This is a genomic window from Isoptericola jiangsuensis (assembly GCF_002563715.1).
In the GTDB taxonomy this organism is placed as follows: domain Bacteria; phylum Actinomycetota; class Actinomycetes; order Actinomycetales; family Cellulomonadaceae; genus Isoptericola; species Isoptericola jiangsuensis.
The window spans coordinates 420,373-437,700 of record NZ_PDJJ01000001.1; the positions used below are offsets into that span (position 1 = coordinate 420,373).

20 protein-coding genes and 1 tRNA gene are annotated in these 17,328 nt (G+C 75.3%); 10 read left to right on the forward strand and 11 right to left on the reverse strand.

The window, feature by feature from the left end:
- Position 1 precedes the first annotated feature (1 nt).
- Both ATJ88_RS01930 and ATJ88_RS01935 read right to left on the reverse strand, forming a co-directional pair.
- The gene (locus ATJ88_RS01930) at positions 2-658 is read right to left on the reverse strand and encodes a response regulator (RefSeq protein ID WP_098462367.1); all 657 of its coding nucleotides are present in this window, start codon (positions 656-658) and stop codon (positions 2-4) included.
- Positions 655-1,989 carry a sensor histidine kinase gene (locus tag ATJ88_RS01935; RefSeq protein WP_098462368.1) on the reverse strand — a complete coding sequence of 445 codons (1,335 nt, stop codon included), beginning with the start codon at positions 1,987-1,989 and terminating at the stop codon, positions 655-657. Before ATJ88_RS01935 ends, ATJ88_RS01930 begins: the two co-directional genes overlap by 4 nt.
- A gap of 120 nt (positions 1,990-2,109) precedes the next feature.
- On the opposite strand from ATJ88_RS01935, the gene ATJ88_RS01940 reads away from it, so the two are divergent.
- Positions 2,110-2,874 carry a GAP family protein gene (locus ATJ88_RS01940; protein WP_098462369.1) on the forward strand — a complete coding sequence of 255 codons (765 nt, stop codon included), beginning with the start codon at positions 2,110-2,112 and terminating at the stop codon, positions 2,872-2,874.
- 130 nt (positions 2,875-3,004) lie between these two features.
- The gene (locus tag ATJ88_RS01945) at positions 3,005-3,796 is read left to right on the forward strand and encodes an AfsR/SARP family transcriptional regulator (protein ID WP_098462370.1); all 792 of its coding nucleotides are present in this window, start codon (positions 3,005-3,007) and stop codon (positions 3,794-3,796) included.
- On the opposite strand, the gene ATJ88_RS01950 is transcribed toward ATJ88_RS01945, so the two are convergent.
- The 5 genes from ATJ88_RS01950 to ATJ88_RS01970 all read right to left on the reverse strand — a co-directional run bounded on the left by ATJ88_RS01950 (position 3,732) and on the right by ATJ88_RS01970 (position 6,689).
- A complete protein-coding gene (locus tag ATJ88_RS01950) occupies positions 3,732-4,085 on the reverse strand; it encodes a YbaY family lipoprotein (protein WP_098462371.1) in 354 nt (117 codons plus the stop codon). The two genes, ATJ88_RS01945 and ATJ88_RS01950, sit on opposite strands and share 65 nt — an antisense overlap.
- A 28-nt stretch (positions 4,086-4,113) precedes the next feature.
- A complete protein-coding gene (locus ATJ88_RS01955; RefSeq protein WP_098462372.1) occupies positions 4,114-4,374 on the reverse strand; it encodes a hypothetical protein in 261 nt (86 codons plus the stop codon).
- A gap of 40 nt (positions 4,375-4,414) precedes the next feature.
- Complete coding sequence (locus tag ATJ88_RS01960; protein WP_098462373.1) at positions 4,415-4,705, reverse strand: hypothetical protein; 291 nt, start codon at positions 4,703-4,705, stop codon at positions 4,415-4,417.
- Between the two features lie 13 nt (positions 4,706-4,718).
- Positions 4,719-5,909 carry a M12 family metallopeptidase gene (locus ATJ88_RS18510; protein ID WP_211287443.1) on the reverse strand — a complete coding sequence of 397 codons (1,191 nt, stop codon included), beginning with the start codon at positions 5,907-5,909 and terminating at the stop codon, positions 4,719-4,721.
- Between the two features lie 135 nt (positions 5,910-6,044).
- A complete protein-coding gene (locus tag ATJ88_RS01970) occupies positions 6,045-6,689 on the reverse strand; it encodes an HAD family hydrolase (protein WP_211287444.1) in 645 nt (214 codons plus the stop codon).
- Positions 6,690-6,775: 86 nt separating this feature from the next.
- Here ATJ88_RS01970 and ATJ88_RS01975 point away from each other — a divergent pair, with 86 nt between their 5' ends.
- Genes ATJ88_RS01975 through ATJ88_RS01985 form a run of 3 tightly spaced genes read left to right on the forward strand, consistent with a single transcriptional unit; the run spans position 6,776 to position 9,239 of the window.
- The gene (locus tag ATJ88_RS01975; protein ID WP_098462374.1) at positions 6,776-7,405 is read left to right on the forward strand and encodes a TetR/AcrR family transcriptional regulator; all 630 of its coding nucleotides are present in this window, start codon (positions 6,776-6,778) and stop codon (positions 7,403-7,405) included.
- Complete coding sequence (locus ATJ88_RS01980) at positions 7,402-8,379, forward strand: DMT family transporter (protein WP_098462375.1); 978 nt, start codon at positions 7,402-7,404, stop codon at positions 8,377-8,379. Before ATJ88_RS01975 ends, ATJ88_RS01980 begins: the two co-directional genes overlap by 4 nt.
- 2 nt (positions 8,380-8,381) lie before the next feature.
- Positions 8,382-9,239 (forward strand): sugar phosphate isomerase/epimerase family protein, encoded by an 858-nt coding sequence (locus ATJ88_RS01985; protein WP_098462376.1) that lies wholly within the window; start codon positions 8,382-8,384, stop codon positions 9,237-9,239.
- Positions 9,240-9,275: 36 nt separating this feature from the next.
- Here ATJ88_RS01985 and ATJ88_RS01990 read toward each other — a convergent pair whose 3' ends face one another.
- Complete coding sequence (locus tag ATJ88_RS01990; protein WP_098462377.1) at positions 9,276-9,794, reverse strand: DinB family protein; 519 nt, start codon at positions 9,792-9,794, stop codon at positions 9,276-9,278.
- A 45-nt stretch (positions 9,795-9,839) separates the two neighbouring features.
- Positions 9,840-10,445: a TetR/AcrR family transcriptional regulator gene (locus ATJ88_RS01995; RefSeq protein WP_098462378.1), complete on the reverse strand. Its 606-nt coding sequence runs from the start codon at positions 10,443-10,445 to the stop codon at positions 9,840-9,842.
- Between the two features lie 51 nt (positions 10,446-10,496).
- Between ATJ88_RS01995 and ATJ88_RS02000 the strand changes: the two genes are divergently transcribed.
- The 3 genes from ATJ88_RS02000 (at position 10,497) to ATJ88_RS02010 (ending at position 13,851) form a co-directional block, all read left to right on the forward strand.
- Positions 10,497-11,039 carry a DinB family protein gene (locus ATJ88_RS02000; RefSeq protein WP_245852062.1) on the forward strand — a complete coding sequence of 181 codons (543 nt, stop codon included), beginning with the start codon at positions 10,497-10,499 and terminating at the stop codon, positions 11,037-11,039.
- Positions 11,040-11,091: 52 nt separating this feature from the next.
- The gene (locus ATJ88_RS02005) at positions 11,092-12,084 is read left to right on the forward strand and encodes a hypothetical protein (protein ID WP_098462380.1); all 993 of its coding nucleotides are present in this window, start codon (positions 11,092-11,094) and stop codon (positions 12,082-12,084) included.
- A gap of 726 nt (positions 12,085-12,810) precedes the next feature.
- Positions 12,811-13,851: a pirin family protein gene (locus tag ATJ88_RS02010; RefSeq protein ID WP_098462381.1), complete on the forward strand. Its 1,041-nt coding sequence runs from the start codon at positions 12,811-12,813 to the stop codon at positions 13,849-13,851.
- A 15-nt stretch (positions 13,852-13,866) separates the two neighbouring features.
- Here ATJ88_RS02010 and ATJ88_RS02015 read toward each other — a convergent pair whose 3' ends face one another.
- The gene (locus tag ATJ88_RS02015) at positions 13,867-15,216 is read right to left on the reverse strand and encodes a zinc-dependent metalloprotease family protein (RefSeq protein WP_141538589.1); all 1,350 of its coding nucleotides are present in this window, start codon (positions 15,214-15,216) and stop codon (positions 13,867-13,869) included.
- Positions 15,217-15,410: 194 nt separating this feature from the next.
- Between ATJ88_RS02015 and ATJ88_RS02020 the strand changes: the two genes are divergently transcribed.
- The gene (locus tag ATJ88_RS02020; protein ID WP_245852063.1) at positions 15,411-16,397 is read left to right on the forward strand and encodes a GmrSD restriction endonuclease domain-containing protein; all 987 of its coding nucleotides are present in this window, start codon (positions 15,411-15,413) and stop codon (positions 16,395-16,397) included.
- A 52-nt stretch (positions 16,398-16,449) separates the two neighbouring features.
- Here the strand turns inward: ATJ88_RS02020 and ATJ88_RS02025 are convergent.
- Positions 16,450-16,523: transfer RNA gene (locus ATJ88_RS02025), tRNA-Gly, on the reverse strand.
- 227 nt (positions 16,524-16,750) lie between these two features.
- Here ATJ88_RS02025 and dcd point away from each other — a divergent pair.
- Entirely contained in the window at positions 16,751-17,326 is a 576-nt protein-coding gene (gene dcd / locus ATJ88_RS02030; protein WP_098462384.1) for a dCTP deaminase, read from the forward strand.
- Positions 17,327-17,328: the final 2 nt, after the last annotated feature.

Below are 17,328 nucleotides of genomic sequence, written 5' to 3' on the forward strand. Positions count from 1 at the left end.
GTCAGGCGAGCCCGGCGTCGCGCGCGACGATCGCGGCCTGCACGCGGGACGTCACGCCCAGCTTGGCCAGGACCCGGGACACGTGGGTCTTCGCCGTCGCCTCGCTGATCGTGAGGTCGGCCGCGACCCCCTGGTTGGACAGCCCCCGCCCGAGCGCCGCGAGGACGTCGCGCTCCCGGTCGGTGAGGACCGCGACCCGGTCGACGGCCCCGGGCTCCGGGTCGACGACGGCGGGCGGCCGGGTCACGAGCCGGGCGAGGACGCGCCGTGTCACCTCGGGCGCCAGCACACCGTCGCCCGCGGCGACGCGCCGCACCGCGTCCACCAGGGCGGCCGGCTCGGCCGTCTTGAGCAGGAACCCCGCCGCGCCCGCCGCGAGGGCGCCGTCGACGTACTCGTCCAGGTCGAACGTCGTCAGCACGAGGACGTCCGCCAGCCCTTCGGCGGTGATCGTGCGGGTCGCGGCGATCCCGTCCGTCCCGGGCATCCGCAGGTCCATGAGGACGACGTCGGGGCGCAGGGCGCGGGCGTTCGTCACCGCGGCGTCGCCGTCCGCGGCCTCCCCGACGACGACGACCCCGGCGTCCTGGAGCAGCATCCGCAGCCCGGCGCGGATGGCGGCGTGGTCGTCGGCGAGCAGCACCCGCGGCCCTGTCATGCGTGGTCCTCGGCCGGCCGGGCGGGGCGGACGTCCTCGCCGCCGGGCACCGTCCGCGCATCCGCGGCGGCGGGGCGGGGGAGCGCGGCGCGCACGTGCCAGGTGCCGTCCCGCGGCCCCGCGCGGAACGAGCCACCCAGCGCCTCGGCGCGCTCGGCCATCGTGACCAGGCCGGTCCCGGCGCGCAGCAGCGGGTCGGCGGGCGGCACCGGACCCGGTGCCAGCGGGTTGCGCACCCGCAGCACGAGCCCGCCGTCCGGCGCGTCGAGCCGCACCGCGACGGGCTGACCCGGCGCGTGCTTCGCGGCGTTCGTCAGCGCCTCCTGCGCGATCCGGTGCACCGCCTGCTCGACGGCGGCCGACGACGGCGGGTCCAGGGCGCCCGGGTCGACGTCGAGCGCCACGTCGGCGCCCGCGCCGGCCGCCTGCGCCACCAGCCGGTGCAGCCCGGCCAGGCGTCCCGGGGCCGTCACGGGCTCGGCCGGGGCGTCGGCACGCAGCAGCTCGATCATGGCGCGCATCTCGGTGAGCGACTCCACGGCGCTGACCCGCACCTGCTCCAGTGCACCGCGGTCCCGCACCGGGTCGGGTCGCGCGGCCAGCGCCCCGCCGGCGTGGATCGCGATCGTGGACAGGTGCCCGGCGATGACGTCGTGCAGGTCGCGCGCCATGGCCGCCCGCTCGGCCTGCACCGCCTCGTGGCGGTCGGCCGCGGCGAGGCGGGCCGCGTCGGCGGCGCGGCGCCGTTCGAGGGCGGCGGTGCGGGCGGCGGCCTCGGCGCGCTCCCGCTCGGCGTCGGCCAGCGCCGTCTTCTGGCGGACGTTGTCGGCCCACCACATCGGGACGAGCAGGAGGGCGCCGAGCTGGATCGCGGCGTAGACGAGGACCCGCAGGTCGCGGGTCGCCTCGGCGGCGAGGACGGCGCCCACGACGCAGACGGTGCCCGCGAGCGTCCACAGGACGGTGCGGGCACGCGGGGACACCCACAGGGTGGCGGCGAACAGCAGGTCCCACCCGACGAGCAGCAGCGCGAGGCTGCCGCCCCACGCCAGGTCGAGCACGACGAGCGCCGTCCCGGCGGCCAGGGCCACCAGCGGCGCGCGCCGCTTGAGGGCGACCAGCACGCACCCGACGGCGAGCAGCACCAGGTGCCCCCCGGCGGGTGGCGCCCCGAGCGGGCGCAGGTCGTCGGGGGTGACGTCGACCAGGCCGACGGCCAGCAGCAGTGCCCCGAGCGCGAGGATGACGACGGCGTCGACGAGGTCCCGCCGGGGCCCGTCGTCGGACCAGCGACGCCACCGCGAGCCGGTGCCTGCGGTGTCCTGGTGCATCACCCCATCCCAGCACAGGTCACCGGCGGTCCGGGTCGTCCGAAGGATGTACCCGGCCCGGCCGGGGTTCGCCCGTCCGGGGGACGCACCGGGTGCCCGCCCGGCGCCAGGGTGGGCGGCATGGAACTCCCGGTGGACCTCGGTGGCGTGGACGGAGCGGGCCCGGCGGCGCTCGCGGGCGTGCTGGTGGTGCTCGCCCTGGTGGACTCGACGAGCTTCGGCACGCTGCTGGTGCCCGTGTGGCTGCTGCTGACGCCGGGCCGGGTGCGGGCGGGGCGGCTCCTGGTCTACGTGGGGACGGTCGCGGTCGCCTACCTGGCGGTGGGTGTGCTGGTGCTGCTCGCCGGCACGGCGCTGCTGGACCGGTACGGGGACCTGCTGGACGCGCGGCCGGTGCTGGTGGTCCAGCTGCTCGCGGGCGTCGGGCTGTTCGCGGTGAGCTTCCGGTTCGACGGGAAGCGGGCGCGGGAGCGGGCCGGGGCCGAGGGCGCGGCGCCGGGACGGCTCGTGCGGTGGCGGCAGCGGGCGATGGGCGTGGACGCGACCGGGGGCGGCGCGGGTGCGCTGGTGGGGCTGGCGCTGGGTGCGGTCGCGGTGGAGGTGGCCTCGATGCTGCCGTACCTGGCGGCGCTGGGGCTGCTCGCGTCCTCGGGCCTCGGCACGACGGCGTCGGTGGGGGTGCTCGCCGCGTACTGCCTGGTGATGGTCGCCCCGGCGCTGCTCCTGCTGGGCGGACGCCTCGTGGCCGCGCGGGCCGTCGACCCGCTGCTGCGGCGCGTCGAGGCATGGCTCACCCGTCATGCCGCGGAGATGACCGGCTGGGTGCTGGGCGTCGTTGGCGTCCTGCTGGCGCTGGACGCGCTGGGGCGCCTCGACTGGGCGTGACGGGCGGGCACCCTCCCGGCGGGCTGCGGCCCGGTCCCGCAGCACCGTCGACCCGACGGTCCCCCGTATCAGAGGCCTCGCGCGCGCCCTCCCTCCGGTCAGGTGCGCACGCCGAAGGGAGCCCGTGGCGATGACCGGCCCGTCCGAACCTGCGGGGTGGACCACCGCGTGGAGCCTGCGGCTCCTGGGCGGGTGGTCGCTGGAGCAGCGGGGCGTGCCCGTGCCCCTGCACGGACGGGAGCGTCGGCTCCTGGCCGTCCTCGCCCTGCGGGGGCAGGTGCCCCGCACGGCGCTCGCCGGCGAGCTGTGGCCCGACAGCCCCGGGGCGCGGGCCCACCTGAGCCTGCGCACGGCGGTGCACCAGCTCCGGCACGGGGCTCCCGGGCTCCTGCAGGGCACGCCCGAGCACCTGAGCCTCGACCCCGCGGTCGTGACGGACGTCGGGCTGCTCTGCCGGTGCACCCGCGGTGGCGTCGACCCGTCGGCCGTGCGGGCGCCGGTCGCGGTGCTCGCCAGCGGCGCCCTGCTGCCGGAGTGGGACGACCAGTGGCTCGCGGCGCCGCGGGAGCACGTCGAGCAGCATCGCCTCGCGGGGCTCGAGAGCGAGGCCGCGCGGCGTCTCGACCGGGGGGACCCGGGGACGGCGGCGGAGCTCGCCGCGCTCGCCGTCGCGATCGACCCGTTGCGGGAGACCGCCCACTACCTGCTGGTGCGGGCGCTGCTGGCCACGGGCAACCGGGCGCGGGCGATCCTGGCGTACCGGGGCCTGGCGACGACGCTCGGCGACGAGCTGGGCGTGTCGCCGTCGCTCTCGTACGACGCGGTCGTGGCGGGCGGCGCCCGCCGACCACCCTCTCCTAGACCTGTCGCAGCGGCACGCGCACGCCCGACGCCCCGTGCGCGGGTTCGACCGGGACGCTGACGACCGTGAGCTGGTCCCCGGCCTGCACCTCCCGGTCGCCGCGCGGGTCCCAGTGGGCGCGCACGACGTAGCGGTGCCCGGGTCGTGAGGGGACGTCGGGGAGCTCGAACGGCAGCCGGTGCCCGCCCCCGGTGGCGACGTCGACGCCGGCGACCTCCACGGACGCGGCGTCCGCGCGGGTGACGTCGAGGACCGCGACGTGCACCACTCCGTCGTCGGGCGGGGCCACGTCGCGGTCGAGCTCGACGGTGCCGGAGAGGTGTCCGGGTCGTTCGTCGGGTCCGGTCATCGTGCCTCCCGTGCCCGGTGGTGGACGCTCATGTGTTCAGGATGGCGTACCGCGCGTCGAACGTGACGGTCACGTTCGTGACGTTGCGCACCTCGATGAACCACTTGATCAGCCCGGGTGCCTGCCGGGTGCTGCGCACCCGCCACTCGACCTGGGCGTTGCCGTCCACGGCCGGGGCGGTCGGCACGACCTGCCAGGACACGGTGTGGTTCGCGTTCCAGCTGTGCGTGAACCAGGTGCGCGTCTGCCCGGGGCTCACGGTGCCGGTGAACTGCCGTCCGATGATCATGGTCTTCTCCTTCGGTGTCGGTGGTCGGGGTGGCGCGCCGTCACGTGGTGGGCGCGGACCCGGCGTCCTCGGCGTCGTCGTCGGCGGCGCCCGGGGAACCGTCGCCGTCGTCGCTGTCGGCCGCCGCCGCGAGGGCGACGGCCTCCACCAGCCAGTCGGGCGGCGCGCCACCGTCGGCGGCCTCGGTGGGGAGGCCCGCCGCGTCCGCAGCGCCCGGGCCGACGGCCTCGTGCGCCGGCAGCCCGGCGTCGGTGGCGGGGGTCGGTGCGGACGGGTCGGCGTCGCCCCGGACGGTCGTGGAGGCGTCACGGGTGTCGATGGTGATCAGCATGGTGGGTGCCTCCTCAGGCGAAGTCCCGGCTCCAGCCCAGGACGTCGTAGCGGGCCTCGTACGAGACCGGGTACGGGGCGAGGTTGCGGACGGAGACGAAGTACTTCACGAGGCGGTCCGTCTGCCGCGTCGTGCGGACGGTCCACTCGATCTGGGCGGCGCCGTCGACCGGGGGCGCCGTCGGCACCGCGGTCCACTCGACGAACCAGTACCCGGGCCAGCTGTGCGTGAAGAACGTCTGCGTGCGCAGCGCCGGGACGGTGGACCGGAACTGCACGCCCGACCACTTCCGTGAGGTCTCGAGCTGGGGGTACATCCACCGCACGGCGGCGATGTCCCCCACGCTCAGCGAGGTGCGCTGCCCGATCGCCTGGCCGTCGAGCGGCTCGATGGTGGGCCGGCCGTTCCGGCTGAACGCGGTGCGCGGGTAGTGCATGATCGACGCGAAGTCGTAGGCGCCGATGTCGTCGCCGTCGGTGATGTGCTGGTTGAAGTTGTGCTCCCGGCCCGCCTGGATGTTCTGCCAGTTGACCCGCACGTGCTGGTCCCGGTCCTCGCGGCTCTGCTCGTGCCACAGCCCGACGGCGTGACCGATCTCGTGGATCGCCTGCCCCAGCCCGCACCCCGCCCCGAGGGACACCTCCTGGCGGCCGCCCTGCATGCCGACGTGCGACCAGCAGCCGTCCTGGACGGTGAACGCCAGGAAGTTCGGGTACCGGGCCGCGTTGGCGGCGGTCCGTTCGACGAACTGGATCCGGGTGTTCGCCCGCCAGTGGTCGATCGCGTTCGTCACCACCGGGCGGAGGCCCGCCACCACCTCGAAGGGGACGACGCCGCCCGGCCAGCGGAAGCGCTGCCCGGTGATGACGACGCCCTCGGCGACGTCCCCCGTGGGGGACGGCGTGCCGCTGACCGACTGCTCGGTGCGGGCGCCGTCGATCTCGTCCCGCCGCGCCTCCAGCTCGTCCGCCGACCCGAGGAGGATGTCGCCCTCGTAGAAGCCCTTGCCGTCGATGACGGTGTACTCGACCGGTTTGACGGCGAACGCCTGGATCCCGGTGAGGTAGCTGCGCATCGTCGTGTCCGACGAGCGGTAGGTCGCGTCCTCGCAGTCCGAGATCCCGATGCCGGCGGCCTCGGGGCCCTCGGGGGCGTCCGCGTCCGCGTCGGTCGGGGGCGAGGTGGCTGCGTCGTCCTGCACCATCGTGTCCTCCTGACGTCGTCCGCCGCGAGGTGCCGCGGCGGTCAGGAGGAGTGAACAGGGGGTGCCGTGACGGACGCGTTGTCCGGGCGTTGTCGGCGCGTTGTCCGGTGGGGGACGTGGGGGTCCCCGCCCAGGTCAGGGTGCCAGGAGGGCGGGCAGCTCGGTCAGCGAGTCGACGACCTCGACGCGCGCGGCGTCGGGCCGCGCGGCGTGCAGGTGCCCCCACGGCCCGCGGCGGACCAGCACGGGGCGCATCCCGGCGGCGGCGGCGGGCAGCACGTCGTTGTCGAGCCGGTCCCCGACGTACGCGATGTCGGTCGCGGGGAGCCCGGCGAGGTCGGCGACGCGGGCGAAGAACTCGGGTGCCGGCTTCTCGATCCCCCACTCGTCGGAGGTGCGGATCGAGTCGACGGGCAGGTCCATGGCCTCGAGCGCGGCGCGTGCCTGGGGCGGCTGGTTGCCCGCGACGACGACGGCGAGTCCCGCGTCGCGCAGCGCGGCGAGCGCGGGGCGCACGTCGGGGTAGAGGTCGTCGGCGTCGAAGTTCTCGCGCAGGCCCGTGGGGTCGTCGGCGGCCCAGCGGGCGATCTCGGCGTCGAGGTCGATGCCGGGGCGGGCGAGGCGGAACGCGTCGACGAGCGGCCGGTCGGTGGCGGCGCACGCGCCGACCAGCCCGAGGAACGTGCCGCGGGTGACGCCGAGCCGGTCGGCCCACCTGCTGAAGATCCGGGTCTCGTCGATGAGGGTCTCCCCGACGTCGAACACCACCGCGCGCACCATGCGGCGAGCCTATCCGCCGTGACCGTCCGCCCCGGGGAGGGCCCGCTGGGTAGACTGGTCTGTCTACCCGTCCCGAGGGGGGAACGATGGTCGTCCCGACGCCCGCACCGGCCCGCGACCGGCTGCTCGACGCCGCCGCGCGGCTGTTCTACGCCCGCGGCACCACCGCGACCGGCATCGACACGATCGTCGCCGAGGCCGGGGTGGCGAAGATGAGCCTCTACAACAACTTCGGTTCCAAGGACGACCTCGTGCTCGCCTACCTGCAGGCGCGGCACGCCGAGTGGCTGGAGCTCTACGCGGCCCGGGTCGCCCGCGCCGCGACCCCGACGGACCGCGTGCTCGCCGTCTTCGACGCCTACCTCGACCACGCGAACGCCGGGTACGAGCACGGGTTCCGCGGCTGCGGACTGCTCAACGCCGCCGCCGAGCTGCCCGTGGGCGCGCCGGGGCGCGACGCCGTGCGCCGGCACAAGGAGGAGGTCGAGGCCCTGCTCGCGGAGCACCTGCGGGCGCAGCTCGCCGGGACCGGCGAGGGCGCCCGCCGCGGCGCGGACCCCACGGCCGACGCGCGCGTCGCCGCCGAGGCCCAGGCGCTCGCCGAGCACCTGGCGTTCCTCCTGGAGGGCGCGACCAGCCGCGCCGGGCTCGAGGGGGGCCCCGCCCGGATCGTCCGCGCCCGGGACCTCGCCCGCGACCTCCTGGCCGCCCGGTGAGGCACGCCCGCGGCGTCGGGGTCGCGGCGATCGTGGTCGCCTCCGTCCTGTGGGGCACCACGGGCACCGCCGCGACGTTCGCGCCGGAGGTCGGGCCGCTCGCGATCGGCGCCGTCGCGCTCGGGATCGGGGGTCTGCTCCAGGCGGCCGTCGCGGTGCCCGCCCTGCGGGCCGCCCGTCCCGCCCTGGCCGAGCACCGGCGGACCGTCGTCGTCGGCGCCGTGTCCGTCGCGGTGTACCCCCTGGCGTTCTACTCCTCGATGCACCTCGCGGGCGTCGCCGTCGGCACGGTCGTCTCCCTGGCCTCCGCGCCGCTGTTCTCCGGCCTGCTGGAACGCTGGGTCGACGGGCGCCGCCTGAGCCGGTGGTGGGTGCTGGCCGCGGCTCTCGGCGTCGTGGGCAGCGCCGCGCTCGCCTCCGGCCGTGTCGAGGCCGACGCCGCGGCGGGCGGCACCGTCGCCGGAGTCCTGCTCGGCCTCGTCGCGGGCGTCACCTACGCCACGTACTCGTGGTCCGTGCACGGGCTGATGCGGTGCGGCGTGAGCCGGGGCGCGTCGATGGGCGCCGTGTTCGGCGGTGGCGGTCTGCTGCTCGTGCCCCTCCTGGTCGTCACCGGGGCGCCCCTGGTGGCGACGCCCGGCGCGTTCGCCGTCGGCGCCTACATGGCGCTCGTGCCGATGTTCGCCGGCTACGTGCTGTTCGGTGTCGGCCTGTCGCGGGTGCCCGCCAGCACCGCCACCACCGTCACGTTGCTGGAGCCCGCGGTCGCCGCGCTCCTGGCGGTCGTCGTCGTGGGCGAGCGCCTGGCCTGGTGGGGCTGGGCGGGGCTCGGCGTCCTGGCCGTCTCCCTGCTCGTCCTCGCGCTCGCGCCGACCACGACGCCCCTGCCCCCGGTGGCCGCCGGTGCGGGCAGGGTTCCGCCCACGGGCGTACCGTGTTCAGCGCACGTCCAGGATCCAGACCTAAGGTGGTGAGCATGGCCGTCCCGACGATCCCCGTGACCCTGTCCACCGCGTCGGTGTACCCGCGCCGGGCGCCGTTCGCGTTCGAGGTCGCGGCACAGATCGGGTACGACGGCATCGAGGTCATGGTGTGGTCCGACCCCGTGACGCAGGACCCCGCGGCCCTCGCCCGGCTGGCCGTCGACACCGGCATGCCGATCCGGTCGATCCACGCGCCCACGTTGCTCGTCAGCCAGCGCGTGTGGGGCCGCTCCCCGGCCGAGAAGCTGGCCCGCACCGTCGACATGGCCGGCGAGCTCGGTGCCCGCACCGTCGTCGTGCACCCGCCGTTCCGCTGGCAGTACCGGTACGCCCGCGGCTTCGAGGAGCAGGTGCGCGAGCTCAACGCCGCCGGAGAGGTCACGGTCGCGGTGGAGAACATGTACCCGTGGCGCCCCCACTCCCGCCTCGACCGGGAGCTCAAGGCGTACCTGCCAGGCTGGGACCCGTCCGAGCACGGCTACGACTCCGTGACCCTCGACCTGTCCCACGCCGCCATCGCGCAGCAGGACGGCCTGGAGCTCCTCGACGAGTTCGGTGACCGCCTGCGCCACGTCCACCTCGCCGACGGCACCTTCAACGCCCGCGACGAGCACCTGGTGCCGGGCCGCGGCGACATGCACTGCGACAAGGTCCTCACCGAGCTCGCGCGCCGCGGCTTCACCGGTGACGTCGTGCTGGAGATCTCCACCCGCAAGGCGCGGGACGCCCACGAGCGGCACGCCGACCTCGAGGCGGGCCTGGAGTTCGCGCGGGCCTACACCTCGCCCGTGCCCGTCCCGTACTCGCCGCCGCCGCCCGAGCACCGCCACCGGCCCGCCGACGCCTGGTGAGCGTCCCCCGGGCCGGCCGTCGCGGCCGGCCCGGGGCTACTCTCCGAGGCCGCCGTCCACGAGCTCGCGGACCACGTCGAGGTGCCCGGCGTGCCGGGCGTACTCCTGCAGGACGTGGAAGCAGATCCACGTGAGCGTCGGCGGGTCGGCGGTGAACCGGCCGCCCAGCGCCCCGCGCTCGTGCGGTGCGTGAGCGGTCAGCACCTGGCGCGTGCGCGCGCCGCCGTCGTGCAGCGCGGCCAGGAGGTCGTCCCGCGTGGTACCGGGCGGGACCTGCCAGGGGCCGTCGGGGTCGCCGTCGGCGTGGTCGCCCCACGGGTCCTCGACGGGCTCGCCCAGGAAGCCCCACCGGAACCAGCGCCGCTCCATGTGGACGAGGTGGCACAGCAGCTCCAGCGGCGTCCATCCCGACGGCAGCACGCTGCGACGGAGCTGGTCGTCGCTCAGCCCGTCGATCTTGCGAGCGACGGCGGCACGGTAGTAGTCGAGGTAGGCGACGACCTGCGCGGTCGCGTCGGCGGAGTCCAGGCGGGGTTCGACGTCGGAGAGCGGCACCCCGCCATGCTAGGCCCGGCGCCCGGCGGGACGGTCGGCGCCGGGTCAGGCCGCGACGGTCGGGCGGGCCCCCACGGCGCGCAGCACGAACGTCTCCGCGGCGCGGATGGCGCGCTCGCGGGCCTGCGGCTCCTCGGGGATGAGGCGACCCGACAGGCACGCGTTGACGAGCTGGACGGTCGGGTCGATGTCCTGCGGCGGGAACGCGCCCGTCTCGATGCCGTCGTGCAGGATCCGCTTGAGGATCGACTCCACGACGACGGCGTGCTCCCGCAGCCGGGCCAGGGTGGAGCGGGACAGCACGGTCCGCAGGTCGGGGCCGGGAGCGAGGTGGAACACGCGCGTGAGCTGGGCCTGCTGGCGGATGTAGGTGCGCAGCTGGTCGATCGGCTCGTCGACCTCGGCCAGCGAACGTTCGAGGGTGAGCGCGTACTGCTCGGTCTCGTGCGTGATGAAGCCGAGCAGCAGCGACTCCTTGTCGGAGAAGTGGTTGTAGACGGCGGTGCGTCCCACTCCTGCCGCCTGGGCGATGTCGGCCAGCGTGATCGTGTCGAAACCACGCTCCGCCATGAGCGTGGACAACGCGGTGAACAGCTTGTGCCGGGTCATCTGGCGGTGCTCGTGGAGGCTGTTGCCGATGATCTTGGGCATGCTGACATCATAGGCATCGCGTGTCAGGTCACCGTCGGTATGGTTCGCGATGTGACGGACACCACCCCGCCGGCGGACGGCATCGTCCCCGACACCAAGGACTGGACCTGGGTCGTCGAGCGGCCGTGCCCCGAGTGCGGGTTCGACCCCGCCGCCGTGGACCCCCTCGCTGTCGGCGACACCGTCCGCGCGACCCTGCCCCGCTGGCGCGAGGCCCTCGGCCGCGAGGACGCCCGCGAGCGTCCCGCCCCCGCGGTCTGGTCCCCGCTGGAGTACGGCGCGCACGTCCGGGACGTGCTCACCCTGTTCGACCGGCGCCTGCACCTCATGCTCACCGACGACCGCGCCGCGTTCGACGACTGGGACCAGGACGCCGCCGCGCTGGAGGGCCGGTACGCCGAGGCCGAGCCCGCGACCGTCGCGACCGACCTCACCACCGCCGGCGACCGGATCGCCGACCGCTTCGACACCGTGCGCCCGGACGACCTGGAGCGCACCGGCGTGCGGTCCAACGGGTCCCGCTTCACCGTGCGGACCTTCGGCCGCTACCTCCTGCACGACGTCGACCACCACCTCCACGACGTCGAGGCCTGACCGAGCCCAGATCGTCACACGCCTGCAACACGACCGCGAGTACCTTGCGGTCATGTCGTACGTCCAGGCGCTCGTCCCGGCCGAACACGCGTCCAACCACGTTCTCGTGCTGCCGGGAGGTATCGAGCCCGACACCGTGAAGACGCTCGCCGAGGCGTGGTTCGGCGACGTGCGCTGGCTGCGGGAACCCGCCGCCGCCGTCACCACCCGGCCGATGACCGGGGCCCGGTTCCGCGGGATCGTGGCGGCCGAGCCCGCCGGGCCCGCCGCGCCCGGCGTGCTGGGCGTCGGGGCGGAGCACGGGCTGGCCGGACCGTTCCCCGTCACCGCCGACGCCTCCCCGCTGGCGGGCCTCACCGGACCCGCCGTGTCGTACGCCCTGGGCCGCGTCGACGGGAACCTCGACCAGCGCGGCGGCCGTCCCGCCACGCCCGACGACCGGGACGGCATCTCCCGCGCGTTCGCCACCGGCCTGCCCGACGGCGAGGAGCTGCGCCTGGTGCAGTGGGGCGTCGCGGTGGCACGCCACCTCGCCGGGGCGCTCCTCGCGGACGGCCGCCAGCTCCTGCGGCCCGACCCGGCCTCCCCGGTGGACCTCTCCCTGTACTCGCCGCACCCCGTCGCCACGGGCGACCTGCTCGCGCTGCTGCGCGCCCAGGTCGCCACCGCCGACGTCGACCCGGCGGGTCCCGCCGGTCAGCGGCTCGTCGCGCGCACGCCGTACGACGGGTCCGTCGTCGTGACGACGGAGCGGGTGGACCGCGTGCCGCGTGCTCTCGCCGCCGTGGACTGGCGCGAGTACGGACCGCACGTCGTGCGGGTGGTGTGGCAGCCGCAGGACCCGTACGAGCTCCAGGTGGAGCAGCCGTCCGGCCTGCACGCCATCGCGCGCGCCCGCATGCGGGCGATGGTGGCGCGGCTGGTGCTGGCGCTGCACGTCTCGGTGGGCGGGATGATCGTCGACGACGACGCGTTCGTCGCGACCACGGCGGACGTCGAGCGCCGCACGGTCGAGCAGCAGGGCGTGGGCCGCGCGTGGATCTGACACCGTGACGTTGTCCACAGTGCTGTGGACGGGTGGCGTGTCGTCGGGCCGAGCCTGCCCGCACCTGCGGGGATACCGCCGACGCCGGCGGTCGCGCCGGTCCGCGTCCGTGTCCGCCGAACGGGACATCCGGCGCACTTCCCGTGGGAACCGCGGATTCTCGCGGGTCCGGCCGCTCCGGGCGGCAGGTCCGGGGGCCCCGGGCGGCGCGCCGGAGGGATCGTGCGGCGCCCCGGGGTATCGGTCGGGGTGATCCGGACCAGCGTGTCGTCCACAGATTTTGTCCACAGCCATGTGGACGGTGTGGGGATTCCGCGCCTCGGACTGTGGACGAACCTGTGACCGAGTTTTCGACACCCCGGACCCCTTGCCGACTCCCCGCGACCGGTCTAGAAACGTCGTAACGGTCTCGACGGGGAGAACCCGACGGGACACGGTCGACCGGAGAACGACGGGCCGATCCGCACCGAGTGCGGGCCGCGGGTGACGACGCGGGTGTCCGGGCGGCGCCGGAAGACCACCCACGTCCGGGCTCCTGTGGAGAACGGCGCGGTCAGGACACCGACGCACCTGGTCCCGGCCGCACCGACAGGGACGCCCGGGGCCGTGACGTCGACACGGCGCCCCGCCAGCGATCGCGCGGGGAACGTTGGGCACGCCGAGGCCCCCGGCCGCCCCGGGGGCCTCGGCCGCACCCGGGAGCGCTGCCACGCGTACCCTCGGCCCATGAGCAACCTCGAGACCCGGCCCACCGAGCAGGTGTGCGCCGTCGGGGAACCCGTGGCCGACGTCGAGGTGCTGGAGGCCCGGGACGTGCCGCTGGGCGGCCCGCGCGCCATGACGGTGCGACGCACCATCCCGCAGCGCCGTCGCTCGCTCGTGGGCGCCTGGTGCTTCAGCGACCACTACGGGCCCGACGACGTGAGCGGCACCGCCGGCATGCAGGTGCCCCCGCACCCGCACATCGGCCTGCAGACGGTGAGCTGGCTGTTCGCCGGGGAGATCCTGCACCGCGACTCCGTGGGGTCCCGGCAGGTGGTGCTGCCGGGCGAGCTCAACCTCATGACGGCCGGCCGCGGCATCTCCCACTCCGAGGAGACCCCCGCGCCCCAGCCCGGACGCGACCGCCCGGGGGTGCTGCACGGCGTCCAGCTGTGGACGGTGCTGCCCGCCGACGCCCGTGACGGCGCGCCGCACTTCGAGCACCACGGCGACCTGCCCGTCGCGACCGCCGACGGTGCCCGGGTGCAGGTGTTCCTGGGGAGCCTCATCGTCGGCGGGACGACGCTGCGCTCCCCGGCGCGCACGTACACGCCGCTCGTCGGCGCCCAGCTCGACCTGGAGCCCGGCGCCCGGGTCGTGCTCGACGTCGAGCCCGGGTTCGAGCACGGGCTGCTCGTCGACACCGGCGACGTCACCCTGGAGGGCGTCCCCGTGCCGCCCGCGACGCTCGGCTACGTGGCACCCGGCCGTGCGGCGCTGGTCGTCGTCGCGGGGGACGCGCCGGTGCGCGCGATCCTGCTGGGCGGGGAGCCGTTCACCGAGGACGTCGTCATGTGGTGGAACTTCGTGGCGCGCGACCACGACGAGATCGTCGCGGCGCGCCACGCGTGGGCGGCGCAGGTGGACGAGCGCGACGACGGTGCCACCGGCTACGCGCCGGGCGCGGAGGACCGCCGGTTCGGCCGGGTGGAGGGGTACGCGACGGGGCCCCTGCGGGCGCCCGTCCTGCCCGACGTGCGGCTGCGGCCCCGCTCCCGCCCCTGACCCTCCGGCCCGGGATCAGGGGAACGTGATGCGCAGCTTCGCCGTCCGCTGGCCGGCCGACACGTTCTTCACGGTGATCTTCACGCCGCCCGTGCGGGTGGTGAACGTCTGCCCCTCCCACATGGAGGAGCGGCGTGCGGACGACCTCCCCATCGGCACGATCAGGTGCTCGCCGGGGTACGCCCACGTGGACCGGCTGCCGGCGACCCGGCTCACGGTCACGCCGTAGCGGACGGTGTAGTCGCGGCTCGCCCGGTAGGGGATGCGTGCGTACGGGTAGCTGACGTCCGGGTCCTTGCGCCGCAGCTCGATGCTGTACGTCTCGCCGCTGCGGGGGTCGCGCACGCGCACGAGCGTGGGGCGCTTCGTGTCCCGGTCGCGGGCCGTCAGGTAGACCGTCCGGTTGCCGCCGGACTTCCCGACCCACTGCCGCTCGCTCGCGGGCAGCACGCCGAGGCGGTGCCGCTGCGCGCCGGACAGGGCGGGCACGCCGCGGGCGGCGAAGTCGGCGCCCATGAGGTCCAGCGGGTCCAGGCCCTCGGCGGCGCCGCAGGAGCCGCTGCGGAAGCCGCCGTCCCTGACGCCGTCGCACCAGCCGACCCCGGAGTGCTCCAGACCCATGTTGTGACCGACCTCGTGCGCCAGGGTCGCGATGCCGCGCCGGTACTGCTCGTGCGACCACCGGCTGCCGACGGATGCGCCGTTGGGGCCGCCCGCCAGCACGAACGTCCACCCGCCGGGGGAGTTGCGGCCGGTGGACGACGGGATCGACCCGAGCCCGACGGTGCCGTCGCACGTCGAGCCGAACCGGCCGCCGCCCGGGTAGTCGCCCGACCGGTACGGGTACAGCACCACGAGGTGCGCGCGCCGGTCCGGCCCGCGCGTCGACGACGTGTACCAGCCCTTGCCGTAGTGCTTCGCGCCGCCGCGCTTGACCTGCTTGATGATCTGCTTCTGCGTGCGGCAGGCGCCGTCGCCGGTGTCGATCCGCTCGACGGCGCCGGTGCGCACGAACGTGATGCGGTTGGCCGACTGCTCACGCCAGTACCTCGCGACGCCGTCGACGAGCCGGTCGACGTCGGACGTGCGCAGGTACCGGGCGACCTGGGACTTCGTCATGCCCTTCGGGGTGGCGACGACGACCTGCACGGTGTGGACGCGCTTGCTCGTGCCGGTGGCCGTGGCCTGGGCGCGGTAGCGGGCGTCCGCGGAGCGGACCTGGCGCGTCGAGTCGACCTTCGACTGCCAGGACACCGGTTCGTCCACGTGGGGTCCCCGGAGGTCGGGCGCGGCTGCCGCCGCCCCGACGTCCACCATGAGCAGGGCGCCGACGGCGGCGGCCACGATTCCCGTACGCAACGACATGCCAGCCCCCACGGCGTCGACCTCGACTCGACCTGCGGGGAGCGTAACCAGCGGTTGCCCGGAGCGCGCGTCGAGCGGACGGCCCGTGGTCCACCGTGGCACCCGGCGGGAGCGGCCCCGGCCACGTCACCAGGGAAAGGGCCTGCCGACGCCCCACAATGGGGCGTCGTCCGTCCACACCCCGGGGAGTCCTGTTGCCCGCATCGTCCCACCCGCTCGTCCGCGCCGCCCGTCGGCGCTCCGCGTCCGTCGTCGGCGCCGTCCTGCTGGTCCTGCTCGCCGGCTCCGGCTGCGCCGCGCCCGGCGCCGTCGGGACGGCCGGTCCCGCCTCCTCGAGCGCGTCGACCTCGCCCGCGTCGAGCGGCCCCGACGACGCCCCGACCGCCGGCACCGCGCGGGCCGCGCTCGACGACCTCGCCGTCAAGGGCCGCGCCCCGAAGACGGGCTACGACCGCGACGAGTTCGGTCCCGCCTGGGCCGACGTCGACCACAACGGCTGCGACACCCGCAACGACATCCTCGCCCGCGACCTCGCCGGCGAGACCTTCAAGGACGGCACGCACGACTGCGTCGTGCTCACCGGCACCCTCGACGACCCCTACACCGCCACCCGCATCGAGTTCCGGCGCGGGCAGACCACGTCCACCGCCGTGCAGATCGACCACGTCGTCGCGCTGTCCGACGCCTGGCAGAAGGGCGCGCAGCAGCTCGACGCCGAGGACCGGGCCCTGCTCGCCAACGACCCGCTGAACCTGCTGGCCGTCGACGGACCCACCAACGGCGCCAAGGGCGACAAGGACGCCGCGACGTGGCTGCCGCCGTACAAGGGGGTCCGCTGCGCGTACGTCGCCCGGCAAATCGCCGTCAAGCAGGTCTACGACCTGTGGGTGACGCCGGCCGAGCACGACGCCATGGCCCGCGTGCTGTCCACCTGCCCGGACGAGCCGCTGCCCACCGACGACACGGACCTGCGCGTCGAGCCGACCTCCGGGGCGACGGACGACGCCGAGTCCGCCGAGGAGCAGGAGCCCACCGACGACGCGACCGCCACGACCGATGCCGGCGTCAGCTACGACAACTGCACCGCGGTCCGCGAGGCCGGCGCCGCCCCGATCCGCACCGGGGACCCGGGGTACGGCCGCCACCTCGACCGCGACGGCGACGGCGTCGCCTGCGAGTAGGTCCGTCCCGGAGGACGACGAAGCCCCCGGCCGTCGGCCGGGGGCTTTGTACTGGAGCGGGTGACGGGAATCGAACCCGCGCTATCAGCTTGGGAAGCTGAAGTTCTACCATTGAACTACACCCGCACGGACGTCCCGGGCGGTCCTCAGGACCGTCGAGATGCGCGCACCGGTGATCATACCCAAACCTGGCCGCTGAGCCGAACCGGCCCCCGCGCGCCCGGTGCCGAGCGTCTCTGAAAGTCCGGCATCGGGGCTCCGAACCGGACTTTCAGAGACGCTCGGCGGCGGGGGCGACGCAGCTCCCCGAGACGCGTGCAGCACGCGGCCGGGCAGCGGGCTACCGTGTCCACGTGCTGCTCTCCGACCGCGACATCCGAGCCGAGATCGACGCCGCGCGGGTGGTGCTCGACCCGTACGACCCGACGATGATCCAGCCGTCGAGCATCGACGTGCGCCTCGACAGGTACTTCCGGCTGTTCGACAACCACCGGTACCCGTACATCGACCCGTCGCAGGAGCAGCCGGAGCTGACCCGCCTCGTCGAGGTCGACGCGGGCGAGCCGCTGGTGCTGCACCCGGGGGAGTTCGTCCTCGGGTCGACGTACGAGGCGGTGACGCTGCCCGACGACGTCGCGGCACGCCTGGAGGGCAAGTCGAGCCTGGGCCGCCTCGGCCTGCTGACCCACTCGACGGCGGGGTTCATCGACCCGGGGTTCTCGGGCCACGTGACGCTCGAGCTGAGCAACGTCGCGACGCTGCCCATCACGCTGTGGCCGGGCATGAAGATCGGCCAGCTCTGCTTCTTCCGGCTGTCGTCGCCGGCGGAGCACCCGTACGGCTCGGACGCTTACGGGTCGCGCTACCAGGGGCAGCGCGGCCCGACGGCGAGCCGGTCCTGGCAGTCGTTCCACCGCACCGACGTATGACC